We start from the raw sequence: 18,163 nt of genomic DNA, 5'->3' as shown, positions 1-18,163 counted from the left end.
CCTGAGACTGGCCCGTTGAAGTGAGATGGAATGGCATCGAAGAAGAACGCCAAGGGCTGGTCGCTGCCCGATTCGCATTCCGGCAATGTCCGTGAAGCCTTGGGATATCTGAATTTCTCCAGTGGAAATTCGGACCCGCTATTCTTGCGCAATCTCAACGCGATCTGGTCCGTCCTTCCCGATCAACCCCATCGCCACGAGTTGCTGCGTCAACTGCTGCAGGAGACGCTCACCCGGCTTTCCACAGACCAACCCGCCTTCGCCGATGCCTCTCAGGCCCGGGCGGTCATCGATCTGGGACTGAACGATCTGTTCAAGGCCTACCGCTCATTTCACGCCGACCTGCTGTTCCATCTGACCGACCAGGACTTCGAACAGCCATTCTTTCTGGCGGCGCTGCTGGAAGCGGTGCTGCTGCAGGGTGCCCCCTGGGATGAACCCGATCGCATCGTGTCCGCGGCTTTGCAGCATCTGAACGATTACGTCGGGTATCGCCCCATTGCAGTGCTGGAAAACGGCCGCAAGATGGAGATCTACCCGCACGAGCGTCTGCGTCCGATTCCGGTCTTTGTGGCCGGGGCCGGCGTCGCGAATGGTCCCTACCATGATCTGTTGGAACATACGCTGGCGTTCCTGAAAGAGGCTCCGCAGGACATTCTGCACGAGGCTCATTTCTCGCTGGAACAGCTGGAAGAGCTCGCCATCGATCAGCGGGCCTACGACCACCTGCATCCTGTCAACAAGCGCACGAACTACCTTTTCGGCGAGTGGGACCCCCACCGCATCGACAACAAGGGGAACTACCGCCGGTTTATTATCCGGAAGATCATCCTCGATTCGCTGCAGGACTGGATCGACGATAAAGATTCCCGAGTGAAGCGCTCCGAGCGTCTGTTCGACGCCGCAGCCGCCCTCTGCGGGACGATGCTGATGGCTTCGTCGGTGAGCGGCTCCGGCCCCGCGACCCATGACTCCACGATTTCGCTCACGTCGCTGCTGCCGATCGTTGCCCGTCGACGCGACGAGTTCTACGCCCGCGTGATGCAGTCGGTGACTGGCGACCGCCGGCAGCGGCTGCTGAAAGAAGAGCAGAAAACCCAGCAACCGTTCGGACATGTCCGACAGTTCCTCAATATGCGACTGGCCGGCTACGGAGCGCGGCAGGTGCAGCACCGGGAACTCGCTCACCTCTACGCCGTCATGGGCTACCCGGCTGCCAGCCGACAACAGGCCCTGACCATTCCCGCGGCGTCGGTCCGACTCGAAACGGAAGTGGAATGCACGGTCTCGGCAGCCCACTCGGCACTCGATGCAGGAGACGTCCCCAAAGCCTTCGCAGGCCTGAAGCAGATTCCCGATCTACTCCGCCGCGGCATCGACTGCGGGGCGTTCGTCGACCCGTGGAATATTCTCGGATTTCAGGGGCAGTTCCCCCTGTTCTCATCGCGTGAAGACGCCATTCCCGACAACCGAGTCGAGACTCTGCTGTCGTTGATGGAGCAGGTCTTCAATGCGTTTTCCCGCTGTCTCGGAGAGGCGGCTGCGCGAGGACTTCCTGTCCTGCGGGAAGAGATTTCGGCCACGCATCATACGCTGGCCGAATGGTGGGACCGCTACGGCAGCGATGTCATCGAAGACTTGCCCGATGTCTCCGGACAGGACAGCTGGGAATCGGCTTCGCACGTTTCCAACTCGCTGGCAGAGTGGCGGGAGGCGGGAGAAGCGGCGGGCGATATCTCGTTCTGGCGGAACCACGTGGAAAAATTCCAGTCCGCCCAGTCCTACGCGCTGGTGGTCGACGCCCTGCTGCAGAAGCGGGATTACGTCGCCGCGATGGGACTGCTGATGCAGTGGCTGGGGCAGCTGGAAGATGTCGGCTTTGAATGCCCGCAGCATTCCATTTTCTCGCTGCTGATGCGGTGGATGAAACTGGTTTCCGCCGAAACCGCGACCGACAACAGTTCGTCCCCGCTGGTCACGATCCGCCGGATGTTCGACTTCCTGGAAGCCAACGCCGACGACTGGTGGGGAGTTCCCCAACTGGGAAGCCTTCGAAATGCTTCCAGCTCGACGATGACCGACGACCTGGAATTCGGCAGACAGGAGCCGGAGTCGTTCCAAAAGACCGAGAACGAAGAAGACGATGTCTTCGGCGCCGCGTATGACGGTGTGGTTTTCCGCGACAGTGCCGAGGACGGCAACTGGGGAGATACCGCCGACAGCGGTGAGAGCAACTTCCGCAACACCGAATTCGAAACTCTGAACCGTGAAATGGAACCGCGGTTGAAGTTTCTGAATGCGGTCGGGCAGCTGTGGCAGCTGGCCGCCGCACGCTTTGCCGCCGAGATTCAGCGCGGCACCAATGTCTGGAGCGCTGATCCCCGATTGAGCGAGGCCATTGTCACCTGGCATCGTCAGGCGCAGCGCTGGCAGATTGATCTCGCAGAGCTGATGGAGAACATCTGGGATCACGAAATCTCCGAGCCGATGGGAGATCACGATTCCAATGTGGAATACGACATTCAGCTGCAGGTGAAGTTTTATCTGCTGCACCAGGTGATCAGCACACTGATCTGCCTGCGGAATGCGGAAAGACTGCTGAACGGGATCATTCCCGAAGAAGTCGATGTCCCGCGAGGGACGGAACAGGACCGACAACTGGCCCGTATCTATCGTGCGGTGATCCAGCGCGATGTCGCGACCGTCCGCGAGTTGATGCCCCCGTTTCTTTCGCGGCTGGCCAAAAACCCGCTGCTCTATATCCCGCTGGAAAACGGGGGAGAGCCCGGGCAGATTCTGCGGACGCAGGCGCTGCAGTCCGTGGTGCGGTTTCTGCTTCGCGAATTACCCCGCATGGGTTTGCTTCGCGAGACCTGGCATCTGCTCTACACCGCGTTTCGCATGGAGCGCAAATGGCGTCCCAAAGGGCAGGCGATTACCGAGTTCGACCGCCTGTTCGCCATTGCCCTCCGCAGCACGTTGCAGTCTCTGGTCGGCAGTGTGCAGACCTGGTCCACAGGCGAGGTGGATACCGAAGAACTGATCGATGCCCTGAACCGGGTGCTGGATCCTTACCAGTGGCTGTGGCATGAGCACAGCCGCACCATGCGGATCTCCGCGGTCGACGGCCTGCGCAAGGAAGAAGACTGGGAAGAAGTCACGCGGTTCATCAAACGGTACGGAGGCGATCTGTTCCACGCCAGCCAGCTGACCTTGGGGAACGTGCGGGCCATTCTGCATAACGGCGTCGACTGGTTCCTCGATTATCTGGAAGAAGAGCAGGACCCGCTCCGCCCGATCAAGCTGCTCGAAGACCTCGACAAAGGACTGATTGACCGCGAAGACGCGGAATGGTTTCTGGATCAGGTGTATTCCATCATCGTTGACCGCTTCGACCGGTTTCTGGAATACAACACCACCACCACGCAGTCTGATTATGGCGAAATGATCTACAGCCTCCTCGACTTTCTGCGGCTGGAGGCCCTCTATGATCGCGACGCCTGGAATTTGACACCGCAGGTCATTGTTCACGAAGTGCTGGTGCGGAATGGCATGATGCTGGCAGCTGAAGTTCGGGAAGCCGCCTTCGAAATCCAAACATTGGAACTCGCCGACGGACATCTCGCGAATCTGTCCAAACTGCAAAGCCAGTACGGCATGCGGATGCCGACGATCACGGATCACCTGAAAGAACGGTTCGTCAAGCCGCTCGCGGTGAACCGGATGCTCGCGCTGGTGGCGAGGGCAGTGGCCGATGCCCGCGCGGGCCGGCAGGACGATTCACCCATCTTCCAGCAGCTCAGCGAAGAAATCGACGTTTACCTCGAAGACTCCTGGGGCTCGGGAGTCGACATTCCGGACTGGCTGCGTTCGCTGGAACGGGAAGTGATGTCGGCGACGTTCTCCGAAGATGGAGGCCGGCCCGGCATGGAAGCCGATCTGGAAGTCTCTCCTTTGCCGATGACCCGCGAGGAGTTTCTGCAGCAGGCGCGACTCTGGAAAGAGAACCTCACACCCCGCAATCGGCCCACCCGAAAAAGTGGGCCCCGCCGTAAAGGAGAATCCAGCGAAGACGACGACCTGGCCGTAGATGACTGAGCTCCGCAGTTCCGGTCCTCGCAGCTCGTGTTTGCGAGGCCGACCTGACCGCGGACGAATCGGTGGCAGGTCACGCGGGAACGATCGGATCGTTGTGCACCTGCCTGATGAGGTTAGCTTTTGATCCTTCCACAGGTTCTCCCACACTGAGTCATCGTCGGACCGCACATGACGTTTCTCAACTCCGCGATTCTGATCGGACTGGGATTTGTCGCAGTTCCCGTATTGCTGCACTTCCTGATGCGGCAGAAGCCCCGGAAGCTGCTCTTTCCGGCATTGCGGCTGTTGCAGCAACGTCGACAGCAGAACGTCCGTCGCATGCGGTTGCGGCATGTCTGGCTGATGTTGTTCCGGATGCTGGTGCTCGCCCTGATCGTGCTGGCGGTGGCACGTCCCTCGCTTCCGGCTGCGAATTATGCCTTGAGCCGCTTTGAGCTGATCGTCCTGCTGCTGGTCGCTGCGGCCGGAGTCGGGGGCTATTTTCTGTCGATCAGGTCGCTCAACCGCTCCGGTGAATCCCGCTTTCAGCAGGAACAGGAAAGACAGTCGCGTCGCAGCTGGGCCACCGCCGCAACGCTGGGCGCGCTGCTGCTCTGCGTCGGCTGCCCGTACCAGCGAAGGATCTCAGCCGAAATCCGACAGCCCGAAACCGCGACCCAGCTCAATGTTCCGGTAGCGGGTATTCTGTTGTTCGACAACAGTCTGAGCATGTCGTATCTGCAGGCCGGAAAAACCGTTCTGAACCGTGCCCAGCAGGTGGCACGTGCTCATCTGGAAGCACTCCCTTCCGGCAGCCGGGTGGCGGTCTCTGAAACGGGGGCCGACTATCCCATTTTGTTCCAGTCGACACTCCTCTCCGCACAAACCCGCATCGACAGTCTGCACCCCCGGGCAGCCAGTCGCCCTCTTGATGATCGGCTGCGCGAAGCCCTGCATGCGCAGGAGGAGGATCGGAAGCGGGTCCTGACAGAGCAGGGGACCGTCGCCGAAGATGTCCGGAAGGATCTTTATCTTCGGCGGATCTACCTGTTCACCGATCTGGCGAAGTCGGCCTGGCGTTCGGGAGGGAGCAGCCTGCTGAAAGCCGAACTGGAACGCCTCAAGGGAATTCATGTCTACGTAATCGATGTCGGCGAAGAGCAGGGGAAGAACGAAGCGATTCTGGAAGTCACCCCTTCGCGCGAACTGATTCCCGTGGGTGGAGACCTGTCGGTCACAACCGTTGCACAGGCTCAGGGGGAAGATGCCGATGCCGCGCAGCTGGAGCTGCTGTTTCAGGGCCAGAATGGGAATCTGGTCAAACAGGGTCAGACGCAGTTGCGGCTCGACCAGAACCTCCCCGCGCGCACCGAGTTCCCGCAGATCACCGGATTGACCGTGCCGTGGATCAACGGTCAGGTCCGTTTCAGCGGCACCGATCCTCTGACGTTCGACAATGTCCGCTACTTCACCGCCGAAGTGCGGGAACCGCCGCAGGTGCTGGTGTTGGCTCCCCGCCGCGCTGATGCCTTCGAGTGGCTGGCAGCCCTGGCGCCGCTGGAAGGGGCCGGTGCGGTTTCCAACAACTATAAGCCCCGCTACGAACCGATCAGCCGGTTAAAAGAACTCGATCTCGGCCAGTTCGCCACGGTAACGTTAATCAATGCTCCCCGCCTGACAGATGATGCCTGGCAGCAGCTGGGGCAATATGTCGAAAGCGGCGGCGGACTGATTGTGGTTCTCGGAAGTACCGACATCTCGGCCGCGGCTTACAACCGGGCCCCCGCGCAGCAGTTTCTTCCGGCCTGGCTCGATTCCTGGCAACCCAAAAATGAGTGGCGATTTTCCATCGACCAGCGAAACCACCCGCTGTTTGCCACATTCCGGCGACTGGAGCCGTTCGGCTCATTCGCCATTCTGGAAAACAATGTCGTGGTCGAACGGTTCTGGAAGGTGAAGCCGGCAGAAGGGGCTGCGGTGCTGGCCACTTACACCGACGTCGATCGCTCGCCCGCCATCGTCGAAAAACGGCACGGCAAGGGACGGTCGGTCGTGCTGACGACGGCTGCCAACCTCCCCGAAAACCGCAATGAACGCTGGAATAACCTTCCCAGCCCGCTCATCGACGCCTGGCTGTTTCTGGCGCTGGTGGAGCAGTTCACGGACTACGCCAGCAGCTTTGCCGGCACGCAGCATGCCTTCACTGCGGGTCAGACCATCGCCATCCGGCTCCCCCCCGAGAAAGCAGAGCGCGTCTTTCTTTTGAGAGAACCCAATCTCAAGCAGTCGCGCAGAACACTCGCCGCCAACGAGTCACTCCTGCAGCTGAAAGATGTCACCGAACCGGGCCACTACGAACTGGTGAAAGCGGAAAATCCGCGCGAGATCGTCAGCGCCTTCAGCATCAACGTGACAGCCGCCGAAAGCGATTTGACCCGGTTGACGCGGCAGGATCTGGACAGCCTGCTGGGAGAGGACCGTTATCGCGTGGCCCGCAACCTTGATGAACTGAAAGATGAAATCAACGCCACCGACATTGGTCAGGAGGTCTACCCGGTGCTGTTGATGATCCTTGTCGTCATCTTCTGCGGAGAGCTGCTGCTGGCCAACCGGTTCTATCAGACGCCGGGGGAAGCTCTGGCCTGAACTCCGGGAGAACTCCCAGAGCATTTTGATTTCTCATCCCCCCTGCCACGGGGATGTCAGCATTTCACCCGGCGAAACGCTGGCTGCACAGAAAGTGGAAAGAGCAGCCAGGTCCGAACAGCCGGGTGTTACGGGATCTGGCCGGACAACCGCATCCGCTCCAGTTTGAGCCGCAACTGCGATTCGAACTCGTCTCCCCGCGATTCGAAGGGGCGATGCGCGAGATACCAGTTTCCCCAATCATGCAACAGCTTGCGATACCAGACAGAGATGGCGTCCTTCCGCTGTTGTTCGCTGGCGGTTGGCGGCAGGTCCGCCAGCGGGTCTTCCGCATGCCCGAATCCCAGGGGCTTGCGGCTGATCCAGCAAAGAGCGTTCTGGGCTTCGATGATGACGCCGAGATCCGGATCATCAAGAGCGTTAATCAGGTAGGTCCCCAGCTTCAGGTCATCACTGCGGCCGATCGCCCAGATAGCCGTCCGCCGGACCTCCGGATTGGAATGTTGCGTCAGCTTGATCAGCATTTCGATATTGCCAATCAGGGCCTGCCGGTCCTGCACCTGAATCTGCTCGACAATCTGATCCTGAACCTCGTCGATGTTGACATCTCCCGTGACGGTCAGCGACGCCAGCAGCTTTTCGAGCGGTTCGACCGGCTTGTTTTTCCCACCGATCTTTCCCCCTTTGGAGTCGACATTCAGCAGGTCATCGGGGAGGCCACGACCCGCTGCGAGAATCCCTTCACCAAAACCCGGTTCCGTGATGGCACGTTTCAGCAGCTTGCCGGTGGACCGGGAGAGGAACAGCACACTGAAGGCGGTATCGACCGGAGTCGAGATATGCGAGTGAGTCGCCAGCCCCCAGGCTCCATCATTCCGCTGCTTGGAAACAACGTAGTCGGCACACTCATCGTACCAGTTGTGGTCACCAATCTCTTCGAGGTTGGCCAGCGCCGCCATCCGCTCCAGAGAGTAAAAGTAGTAACTGCCGAATTGCGACCCGCCGTCATCCCGTCGAAAGCGGGTCGTGATGTACGCAAAAACCTTGCGGGCGGCGTCGGTCGCGGCTGCGGGAACCCGAGCAGTCGTCGTCCGCAGGGGAGCGCGTGGTTGCGAAGGATCAGCTTCGCCCGGATTCTCAATCGTGACGGTCTCGAGGACACCGAATTTCGGTTTGGCTTCTTCCGTCTTCGGCTGCGTCCGGGCTTTACCAGGAGTGAGCGGTGAATACCCCGGATCAATATGCAGGATCGCGATGAAAATATTCCCCAGCCCGTTGATCGACATGTTCAGTGTCGAGTTCGGGGACTGGAAGGGGAGGTAGTTGTAACCTCCATCGTTGTTCTGATATTTCGCATGCCACTGCAGCACGGTTTCCCACACTTGCGGGTTGACTTTGGCCCCAGCGCGGTCGACCGCCCAGAGCCCCAGGCAGGCATACTGCGTCACACTCATATCACCGACGGATTGCGCCCGGTCTCCGGGATGAGTGGGGTAGTCCCAGGCGCCTGTCGGCAACCGTTCCGACAGAATGTAATCCCGAAGCATGACGAGGGTCTCACGTTCCCCCGCCGGATCCACATCGGCCAGCAGCGTGGCGTCGACTCCCGCTTCGTAGAGACCCGCCTCAGCGCCTGTCGCCTTGTACTTGCCGGTCGAACATTTCGCCCGGACCAGTTCCATGGCGTTGGCGATTTCAGGAGCGTCCTTGTCGAGCCCCGCCTTGTAAAGAGCCAGCGCAACGAGTGACTTCTGCTCGGACTTCGTCGTCGGATAAGCCTGTCGCAGGTAGGTCGCCCCCCTGCCGATGGAGGCATTGATCTCGGCCTGCGACGCCCCCAGCGCCGGACGGCTGACGCCGACAGTCGCCAAAAGGGCGACAATCAGTCCCCACAGCCCGATCAGATTTCGCATCGCTTCCCTCCCCGCCACCGTCTCGCGATCGATCGCAATGGCGATCCGATTCCTTCATCCCCTGTCACAACAACTCCCGGATGACGAATTACCTAACGTGCGGTCAAAACGTTCTGCGGGAATTCCAATTGCCCTCCCGCTACTGGATGAAGATGGGGGGCAGGCCAAGTCCCGACCGATTCGAACAGCCGGATGTCCAAAATTATAGCGGGCGCCGGCGAGGGCTCGCGAGCGGACCCGCGGGAAATCTCCCTCCCGGCGACAGCCGGCGACTGATCAATCCCGCAGCGCGGCAGCCACGGTCGAAACGTGACCGTCGATCGAGAACAGCTCCTCCACCGTTCGTCTCGCGTTCCGACCCAGTTTTTCCCGTAGTTGCGGATCCTGAAGAATCTGCCCGATCGTCTCAAACCAGTCTTCAGGCGATGCGGCGAGAAAGCCATTTTCACCGGGGGTCACGATCTCCGCATTCACACCGACCGGTGAAGCGACCGCCGGCAGGCCGCTGGCGAGGTATTGCAGCAGCTTGAACCCACACTTGTAGCGTTCCCAATCTCCATTGTGCAGTGGCATCAGCCCGACTGTAAACCGGCTGATTTCCGCGACGGCGGTCCGTGCGTTCCACTCGACAAACTCGACCGGCAGGTCTTCGGGGATCAGCACCTTGCGGGCCGCTGCCGAGTGGCTGACAATCCGCAGAATCAGAGGCTGGCGTTGTCGCAACCGCCGCAGCACCGGCACGATGTCGTTGAGGTAGGGAACATTTGAAGGAGTGCCGATCCAGCCGATGACCGCCGGCGACTCGATTTTTCGGGTCGGCGAGGGAACCGGGTAGTCATGCAGATCGATGCAGGTCGGCAGCAGGCGAATCTCATCACAATAAGGGCGGCAGACCTCGGCCAGAAAGCGGTTCCCGGCAAGAATCCGGTCACTCATTCCGGCGATGTGCTGAAACTTCTCGGGATACCGCAAAAAGATGGCGTCGTCGATGTCCATCACAAATCGAGGCGTGCATTGCCGAAAGGCTGCTTCGAGTTCCCATGTGGGATCGTCGAAGATTTCCCGTTCCAGCAGAATGGCGTCATAGCGCTGACGCTGCGCCTGCCGCAGATGGAACTGCCGCACCGACCGTTTCAGCCGCTGACTGAGCCGCCACCCCAGCCAGCGAAAGGAGTCGTACTTCTCCGGCAGGCTGTGGGCAACGGTGCAGTCGATCCCGAGCGCCGCCAGTCGCGGCACGTACGGAAGCATCCGGTAACGCGTGGTCGGCGTGTTCCGTCCGGAAGTGAGCAGCAGGACTCGGGTGCGTGACATAAAGGAGGGGGAGCGCTGGGGCCGAGTCGATCGTTCCGATGGCCCCCGGTTTTCCTTGGAACAGAGGAGCGATCATCTGACGGGGCAGTTGGTCGCCAAAATCTGGTGATCAACTCCGGATCAGCTGACAGCATCGTCAACGGAAGGCCGTCTGCCAATCGAACCGAGTGGTTTTGAGGAGACCGGACTTGCTCCCAATTCCCTTTGTCTTCACAGTGTCATTGTCCCGGTTCCCGAAAGTCGCCACTCAACGTTACTAAGTCGCAGCACACAGTTCCTTAAGGGGGTGCCAACGGCGCCCCCTGAAGCAGTTCTGCCATTCCCCCTGATGAGGCTCCGGATTCCCTTCGGAGCGGAGTATTCGACCAAGTGCAGTCGCTCCCCGCCTGGCTGACCGTTCTGTTGAACCGCTTCGCGATCAATCGCGCGGTCGGCTATCTGGTCGCGGGGCGACTCTGGCAGGTGGTCACCGCACCGGTCACCTACTGGCTGATTGCCCGTTATTTCTCTCCCACGCTGCAGGGTTACTACTACACCTTCGGCAGTCTGGTGGCGATGCAGGTGTTCGCGGAATTGGGGCTGTCGGCGATCCTTGTCCTGATGGCGAGTCACGAATGGTCAGCGCTGCAACTGGCTCCGGACGGGACCATTACCGGAGCTCCGGACGCCCACGCGCGGTTAGCCAACCTCCATCGCCAGTCGGAGCGCTGGCTCAACAGCTGCGCGTTGCTGTTTACGGTAATCATGGCGGTTTTCGGGACTTACCTGCTGGATTTCCCGCGGGCTCCCCAGGGCAGCGGGGCGTCGCCGGCATCCGTCGAAGCCGCAGAGTTGCATTGGCGAGCCCCGTGGCTGACGGTCCTCGTACTGAATTCACTGTCTCTGGGTTATCTCCCCCGGCTCTCCATTCTGGAAGGCTGCAATCAGGTCGGCACCATTAACGGAGTTCGACTTCTGCAAAGCATCACCGGATCGGTTGTCGTGTGGATTGGAATCCTCAGCGGCGCGGGGCTCTGGGTTGTCGCGGCGACAACCTTGGTTCGTTTGGCCTGGGAGTGGTCGTTGGTCCATCTCTGGTATGGTCCCTTTTTCCGGTCCCTCAAGCAGGCGCCGGTGACACAAACCATGAGTTGGTCGCGGGAAATCTGGCCGCTGCAGTGGAAGATGGCCATTCAAACCATTTTGAGCTTTTTCGTCTCCAAAGACTTCTTCGTCGCGCTGGCATTCCGCACCCAGGGCCCGGTGTTGGCGGGGCAGATCGGCTTCACCTGGAACATCCTGTCGACCATCCAGACTGTCAGCCTCGCCTGGATCCAGACACGCATTCCCCAGTTCGGGATGCTGGCCGCCGCACAGGCCCGGCGGGATCTCAATCAGCAGTTCCTTCATACCGCCCGAATTGCGTTGGGAGTCTTCCTGCTGTGCAGCTTTGGATTCTGGGGGGCGGTCTGGTTGCTCGCCCCCCTGGGGCTGGAAGGGTTTCAGGCGCGATTCATGGACCTGCGCTCGACAGCCATTCTGATCATCGCGCTCATCGCACTGCAGGTGGCCATGACCGAGCACTACTACGTTCGACTCCACAAGCGGGATCCCTTTCTGATCCTGAATGTCGCCACCGGCGGAATCGTGGCCGCACTCTTCTACTACTTCGGTCGGAAGTACGGTCTGCCCGGAGCGTTGACCGCCTATGCAGGCTATTGCTGGCTGATCACTCTGCCGGTCAGCACTCTCATTCTGCTGGTCTATGCACGGCAGTTCGATCGAGAGGCCCGGGCGGCGGAGGCGCGCAAGAACACCTCATCCTGAATTCCCCAAGCGAAGCGATGAGAGGCTTCCCTGATCAGGTAGAACCAGCTGACTGCCGCTCGCGATGCCATTGACGCAGCCGGTAATAAACTCCGGGAAACGTGTTCCTCACGAATGCCAGCAGCACATCCGGTATTCCGATGCGCGTTTTCCCGATTCCGGTCAGCAACGCCTGCACAAACTTGAGATTGGCAGCCCAGCGACGGTTCCCTTTTTCCAGCTCCAGTCCATCGGCGAACGCCAGGAGCCGCTGCAGTCCCTGATCGTCGCGCAGATGCAGTGCGGAATAATGACGGGCCTCGTCCCGACGGCCGTCCTGAATCAGAAGCTCGACGATTTCTTCATGCCAGCGAGCCGAACTGGCGTCGAGTTTGTATTGCTGCGGAGGAGTCAGCTCGCCCCGAATCATCCCGGCGTGTCTGAGGATCCGTTTCAGCTGCACGATCCGAGGAGAGGTCGACCAGACCGAAGAGGGGTGAATCCGATAGGCCGCCATCACCTGTGGATCATACCAGACGCGACCGTGCCGGGCGTTGAGCAGATGCAGCAGCCAGTCGGGTGCTTCCGCCTGCAGATACCAGTCGGGGAACTTGTTGAACAGCCCAGCGCGAAACAGGGCGGAGCAGGTGACGATGATATTCGAGGAGAGCATCTGCTCGAGGGTCTGCCAGCGGGCCCGGTCACTCCGGGGATGCCAGGTTTCCGGGTGACCTGCTGTTCCCTCGATCACTTTCCAGACATTGTGATGAGTGATCACGCAATCCGGATGAGCGTTGAGGAAGTCGACCTGCTGCTGCAGTTTGGTGTCGTTCGTCCAGTAGTCATCCCCTTCCATCAGGGCGATGTACTTTCCTCGACAGGCGCGAAACGTCTCCACAAAGTTCTGCATCAGGCCGACGTTGCGTGGCTGGAGGATCAATCGAAGGCGATCTGGAAACTGTTGCTGCAGCCTCAGCAGGATTTCCCGCGTCGAGTCGGTCGAGCAATCTTCTCCGACCACAATCTCAAAATCGAAATCTGTCTGCTGGGAGAGTGCACTGCGCAGCGTCCCTTCGATGAACCGCTCATGGTTGTAAGTGATCGTCAGCACACTGACTGTGGGGTTTGATCGCGGCACGCGGTGAAACCGGCTGAAAGGGAGTTCGAAAGACGGCGTCTGCAAACGGTAACAAGGTAGCAAGGCAGGTTTCCCTTGGGCAGCATCCTGTTCGGCGGGGGACCGGAAACTGATCTTTCCGAAAATTGGCCCGAGCGATAAAAAACGCTCAAGATTCCCTTTCCCCTTGCCGACGCTGCGGGTTCTCCGCGAGTCGGCCCCTGTCAGATCTCCTGCCTGTTTCCATCCGTATTTCCTCCCTCAGCGGTTCCAATCATGTCGTCTGGACAGACGGTGCATGTGCCCGTCATGCTGCATGAAGTCCTTGAAAACATGGACTTTGCGCCCGGTTTGACGATACTCGACGGCACCGTCGGCGGGGGTGGGCACAGTCAAAAAATCGTCGCCCGTATGGACTCCAGCTGCCGATTGATCGGACTCGATCGCGACCCGAGCATGCTTGCCCGGGCAGCGGCAGTAGTGCAGGGTGATCAGGTCACGTTACGGGCATCAAGCTATGCCCGGCTGGATCAGGTACTGGACGAACTGGGCCTTGAGCAGGTCGATCGTGTCCTGCTCGATCTGGGACTCTCCTCCGATCAACTCGCCGATCCTCGCCGGGGATTCGGCTTCGACACCAGCGGCGACCTCGACATGCGGTTCGACCCCTCGGAAGGAATTCCGGCTGCCGAACTGTTGCAGACAGCGGATGTTGGAGAGCTGGAGCGCATCTTTCGCGAGTATGGCGAAGAACCGCGGGCCGCGATGCTGGCTCAGGAAATCGTCACCGCCCGTAAGCAGGGTCGCAACGTGACCCGGGTGATCGGCCTGAAAGCGCTGGCGGAAAAAATCATCGGCACACAGGGCGGCAAATCGCACCCCGCCACCCGCCTGTTTCAGGCACTGCGGATTGCCGTCAATCGTGAACTCGAACAGCTCGAGACCTTTCTGCATGACGTTCTGCCCCGGCGCTTGAGCGTCGGCGGAAGAGCCTTGATTATCACTTTTCACTCACTGGAAGATCGCCTGGTCAAACAGGCTTTTCGCGAGGTGGATATATGGGACAATCTCACGCGCAAACCGATCGTCGCGACACCCTCCGAGGTGCGATGGAACCCGCGTTCAAGGTCCGCCAAGCTGCGGGTCGCGAAACGGCAACCGCCCGTCTGAAGCCACTCGCTGCCGCCGCTCCCGAGAGCTTTGCACCGGTTGCGGTCGAGCCGTCACGCGGCGTGTCAAAGCTGGGACTGGCGGCCATTGGCCTGCTGGTCGTGGCTCTCGGCGGTCTGTCGTATTTGAAGCTCAAGGGCCAGGATGACCTCGCCCACTGGGATAAACACACTCTCAAGCGAGTGGTTCTCGGACAAAGTCCCGACCAGCCGACGCCCGCACCCGCAGCAACCCCTGCAGCGGCGGTGAAGCCTCGTCCCTCATGGGCAACATCGCCCAACCCCACCGACGAGTTTCATCGTCCTCTTCCGAAGGGAACAGCCGGTCAGCCGAAGATGATCAGCGGGATTCAGCTCGCCAGCCACGAGACGGAAGACCCATTCGCCGCGCCGCAGACGGCTCCGGCCCAGACAGCAGAGCCCACCGCTCCACCCTCAGAAGCCACACAGGCCCTGTTTGCCGCTCCGGCAGCAGAAGCGCCGCAGCAGATGACACCCGCGCAGCGGGCCCGTTCTCTCGCGCCGGTGATGTCGCTCGATGCGCAGGCCGACAACACGTCAGTGCAACCGGTTCAGCATGTGGAAGCCGATCCGTTTGCCGCACCCGCCCAGATCCCGCCGCGACAACCGCTGGTGCCGTTGAGCCCGTCCCACATGTCGCAGCGGCCCGCCCCTGCACAACCTGCCGCCAGCTGGGATCTGCAGGCGGAAGTCCCGGGGCAACTCCCCGCAACGGCAACAGGACTGCCGCCGCAAACTCCTCCCATGGCCCCGGCCGCTACGGACCCGTTTGCAAGTGGCGCGGCTATTCCCGAACCCCGGATGACCGATCCCCGACCGCTGAACATCGCCCCGATGTCTCCTCCCGCACGGGAAATGCGACCGGCACCGGCGGCTCAGACCGCTGATCCGTTCTTCCAGCAGGAACTTCCTCCCACACAGGCTCGACCCGCGGCAGCTTTTGGCGAAGCCGGACCTTCCCGGAACCGGGTGCCTGCGCAGGCCCCTTTCAGTCCGAAGGAAGAAGCTCCGCCCAGTGAAGAGGTCTATCAGGTGCAGTCGGGAGACAACTACTGGACCATCTCCCGCAAGTTTTATGGTTCCGCTCGGTTCTTCAGTGCACTCGCCGAATACAACAAGCATCGCATTCCGCAGCCGGAGAAAATGAAGCCGGGAATGATTGTCCTCGTGCCGGCCCTCGACGTTCTGCATCAGCGGTTCCCGCAGATGACCGGAGCCGCCGTCGCACAGGCAGCAGAATCGTTGCCAGCCGGTTATTTTGTCGATGCGCAGGGTCCCGCCTATCGCGTAGGCGAAGGAGATACGCTGACCACCATTTCGGAAAAACATCTCGGACGATCTTCCCGCTGGACGCAGATCTACGGCCTGAATCGCGAGCTGATTCCGAATAAGGACGCCCTCAAAATTGGCACGGTCCTGCGGCTCCCCGCGGATGCCTGCCAGGTCGTTCTCGCCCCGGACGATACCAGCATCCGATAATCCTGTACCGGTCCATTGATCCGCAGCCGGGGAGCCGTTGCCGTTCAATGGGAACTGCGGACAAAGGCTGCGGACCGGTCACCCGAGCCAGACTTTTCAGAATCGGGATGGAGAGCTGACCAACCCCACGGATGGGCGAGCGTGGGGATTGTCATGTTTTTCCGCATCGGCATTGCGACTCTGATCGTAACGATCATTTCGTTGATGGCGATCACACTGGAAAAACAGCAGCTGGAATACAAGCGGGCGATCAGCCTGCAGCACTATTCACTGGAGCTGCTCAAGGAAAAACGCTCCCGCCTGATTCTGACGACGCAGCGTCTCGGATCTCCTGCGCGGCTGATCGAAGAGCGCGAACGGCTCGAACAGGAACGCGCTGCGGAGCTGCGAGCCGCCGCCCGGAGTCGCAAGTCGACCTCACGCTCGCGTGAAGCGACGGGCCCCTCTTCTGTAGGGAGTCGGCGGTGAGTGGTCTGGTTCAAAATCTGCTCTCGTGGGTCGCGCAGCGTTATCTCACGCCCGTTGAGGAACCGGATCTCCCCCCCGATTCGATCCTTGTCGAGGTGACAGCCGCTGAGGAGCAGACGGCCGATCCCCTCGAGCTGACTGCTGAAGTCCTTCTGCAGGAAACTGGGGCTCCGGTCGGCCCCTCGCTCTGGACTCGGGTGGTCGAACGAATCATTCCACTGCTGCAGAAGATCCCGCGGGCTGCTCCGCTCAACACCGGCGATGTCCCGTTTACGCCCACCTCAGCACGGCAACGGGAACGCGTGTTGCCCATCCTGTTGAGCGTGGCGGGAGCCATCCTCATCGGCCGGCTGATTCATCTGCAGTTCCTGTCGCAGAGTCAGTTCGCAACCCGTGCGCAGCGACAGCAGATCAGCGATGAACCGATCTTTGCCCGCGCTGGGGACATCCTCGATCGTCGCGGCAGGTTGCTGGCGACGACCATCTCAGCCGCCAGCCTCTATGTGAATCCCAGTCGGATCGCCGCACGCAGTGACGTTCCGCTGAAGCTGGCAGCAGCCATCGGCATCGATCCGATCGAGCTCGAACGGCGCATTCAGGAGAACTCCGGAAGGCAGTTCCTGTGGATCCAGCGGCGGCTCAGTGATGAGGCAGCCAATGCTGTCAGGCGACTCAAACTTTCCACCGACGTCGCTGGACTGCGGTATGAGTCGCAGCGTCATTATCCGCAAGGCAGCCTCGCGGCTCATGTCATCGGCATCCGGAACATCGATGGTCAGGGGCAGGGGGGAGCGGAGGAAGGGTTCAACGAAATTCTGTCCTCACAGAACGGCATCCGGCGTTTTGTCCGTGATGCCCGGGGCTTTGTGCTCGACGTTCTGGAAGAGGTGACCGAACCGCCGATCGATGGCCGCGATGTGACGCTGACGATCGACATCGAAATGCAGTTTCATCTCGAACGCGAACTCGATGCGCTCATGGAAAAACATGCTCCGCTGGGAGCGTGTGCCATCGTGCTCGATCCGCGCTCAGGAGAAGTTCTCGCCATGGGGAGCCGTCCCGGCTTCGACCCGAATTCCCCTGCCGGAGCCAGTCCGGAAGCCTGGAAGAATCTGGCACTCTCAGCTGTCTTTGAGCCGGGTTCCACCTTCAAGCCCTTAGTCGTCGCGTGGGGGCTGAACCAGGGAGTCCTCAAACATGATGAACTGTTCGACTGCGAGCTGGGGGCCTATCGCATGGGTCGACGGGTGCTGCACGATCATCACCGTTACGGCCGGCTCTCGGTGACCGATATTCTGGTGAAGTCGAGCAATATCGGGATGGCCAAGATCGGCCAGCGACTTGGGAATGAGCAGCTCTATGCACTGGCGCGGGCCTACGGATTCGGTCACCGCACGGGAATCGAGATCCCCGGGGAACTTCCGGGACTTCTGCGGCGATTCGAAGACTGGGACAGCTACTCCACGGGCTCGATCCCGATGGGACAGGAGCTGGCGGCCACTCCTCTGCAGATGATTGCGGCCCATGCTGTTCTCGCGAACCGTGGGATTTATGTCACGCCGCACCTCCTGCTGAAGAGTGAAGGCGAAACGTCCACCGGAGCCGCGCGGCTCGTTCGCTCAACCCGTTCCAGAAATGTCATGATAAGACGGGTTGTCGACACCGACGCTGCCGAATGGGTCCTGCGGGAGCCGATGGTGCAGGTGGTCGAGCGGGGAACCGGGAAACTCGCTCAAATCAAAGGGGTGTCCGTCTTTGGAAAAACGGGAACCGCCCAGAAGACGAAAGAGGAGGGGGGAGGCTATTCCATGAACCGGAATATCAGCTCCTTCATCTGTGGCGCTCCGGCCGAAGCCCCCCGCGTGCTGGTGCTGGTCAGTGTGGATGAACCGACCGGCGCTGCCCAGTTTGGCGGAAGCGTCGCCGCTCCCTGCGCGGCTCGCATTCTGGAAGCGGGACTGACGATCTTCCCCGAGCCGCCTGTTGCGCTGCAGGCGACGGTCGAAGCAGACGAACCGCTCTGAGAATCCGCACGCTGCGATTCCGCAACCTGCTGGGTTCTGGACCTTGCAGCGCGCGTCCCGATTGAGTCAACGAACAACCCGCGCAGTGAGCACGGGTTGTTCAAGAGTTGATCTGCTCTCGAGAGAATCTCACTGACGTTTGGCGTCCTG

Annotated in this window: 10 protein-coding genes; 7 read left to right on the top strand and 3 right to left on the bottom strand. The window is 60.6% G+C overall.

The window, feature by feature from the left end; all coding sequences use genetic code 11:
- The first annotated feature begins 30 nt into the window (after positions 1 to 30).
- The gene (locus SH664x_RS15310) at positions 31 to 4,098 is read left to right on the top strand and encodes a hypothetical protein (RefSeq protein WP_437202356.1); all 4,068 of its coding nucleotides are present in this window, start codon (positions 31 to 33) and stop codon (positions 4,096 to 4,098) included.
- A 168-nt stretch (positions 4,099 to 4,266) separates the two neighbouring features.
- Positions 4,267 to 6,723, top strand: coding sequence for a BatA domain-containing protein (locus tag SH664x_RS15305; RefSeq protein ID WP_437202355.1), 2,457 nt, complete (start codon positions 4,267 to 4,269; stop codon positions 6,721 to 6,723).
- A gap of 128 nt (positions 6,724 to 6,851) precedes the next feature.
- Here SH664x_RS15305 and SH664x_RS15300 read toward each other — a convergent pair whose 3' ends face one another.
- Both SH664x_RS15300 and SH664x_RS15295 read right to left on the bottom strand, forming a co-directional pair.
- Positions 6,852 to 8,636, bottom strand: a complete 1,785-nt coding sequence (locus SH664x_RS15300) for a HEAT repeat domain-containing protein (protein ID WP_437202354.1) — start codon at positions 8,634 to 8,636, stop codon at positions 6,852 to 6,854.
- Between the two features lie 276 nt (positions 8,637 to 8,912).
- Positions 8,913 to 9,950: a glycosyltransferase family 4 protein gene (locus SH664x_RS15295; RefSeq protein WP_437202353.1), complete on the bottom strand. Its 1,038-nt coding sequence runs from the start codon at positions 9,948 to 9,950 to the stop codon at positions 8,913 to 8,915.
- 369 nt (positions 9,951 to 10,319) lie between these two features.
- Between SH664x_RS15295 and SH664x_RS15290 the strand changes: the two genes are divergently transcribed.
- Complete coding sequence (locus SH664x_RS15290) at positions 10,320 to 11,756, top strand: hypothetical protein (RefSeq protein ID WP_437202351.1); 1,437 nt, start codon at positions 10,320 to 10,322, stop codon at positions 11,754 to 11,756.
- 34 nt (positions 11,757 to 11,790) lie between these two features.
- Here SH664x_RS15290 and SH664x_RS15285 read toward each other — a convergent pair whose 3' ends face one another.
- Positions 11,791 to 12,873 (bottom strand): glycosyltransferase, encoded by a 1,083-nt coding sequence (locus SH664x_RS15285; protein WP_437202350.1) that lies wholly within the window; start codon positions 12,871 to 12,873, stop codon positions 11,791 to 11,793.
- A gap of 255 nt (positions 12,874 to 13,128) precedes the next feature.
- Here SH664x_RS15285 and rsmH point away from each other — a divergent pair, with 255 nt between their 5' ends.
- From rsmH to SH664x_RS15265, 4 genes are all read left to right on the top strand, one after another.
- Positions 13,129 to 14,022, top strand: a complete 894-nt coding sequence (gene rsmH / locus SH664x_RS15280; RefSeq protein WP_437202348.1) for a 16S rRNA (cytosine(1402)-N(4))-methyltransferase RsmH — start codon at positions 13,129 to 13,131, stop codon at positions 14,020 to 14,022.
- The gene (locus tag SH664x_RS15275; RefSeq protein WP_437202346.1) at positions 13,962 to 15,521 is read left to right on the top strand and encodes a LysM peptidoglycan-binding domain-containing protein; all 1,560 of its coding nucleotides are present in this window, start codon (positions 13,962 to 13,964) and stop codon (positions 15,519 to 15,521) included. Before rsmH ends, SH664x_RS15275 begins: the two co-directional genes overlap by 61 nt.
- 153 nt (positions 15,522 to 15,674) lie before the next feature.
- Entirely contained in the window at positions 15,675 to 15,989 is a 315-nt protein-coding gene (locus SH664x_RS15270) for a hypothetical protein (protein ID WP_437202345.1), read from the top strand.
- Positions 15,986 to 18,013 (top strand): peptidoglycan D,D-transpeptidase FtsI family protein, encoded by a 2,028-nt coding sequence (locus tag SH664x_RS15265; protein ID WP_437202343.1) that lies wholly within the window; start codon positions 15,986 to 15,988, stop codon positions 18,011 to 18,013. Before SH664x_RS15270 ends, SH664x_RS15265 begins: the two co-directional genes overlap by 4 nt.
- The last annotated feature ends 150 nt before the right edge of the window (positions 18,014 to 18,163 follow it).

It is taken from the genome of Planctomicrobium aquicomposti (assembly GCF_051466325.1).
In the GTDB taxonomy this organism is placed as follows: domain Bacteria; phylum Planctomycetota; class Planctomycetia; order Planctomycetales; family Planctomycetaceae; genus Planctomicrobium.
Note: the sequence above shows the minus strand (reverse complement) of the source record. Positions and strands in the feature narration are given on the sequence as shown.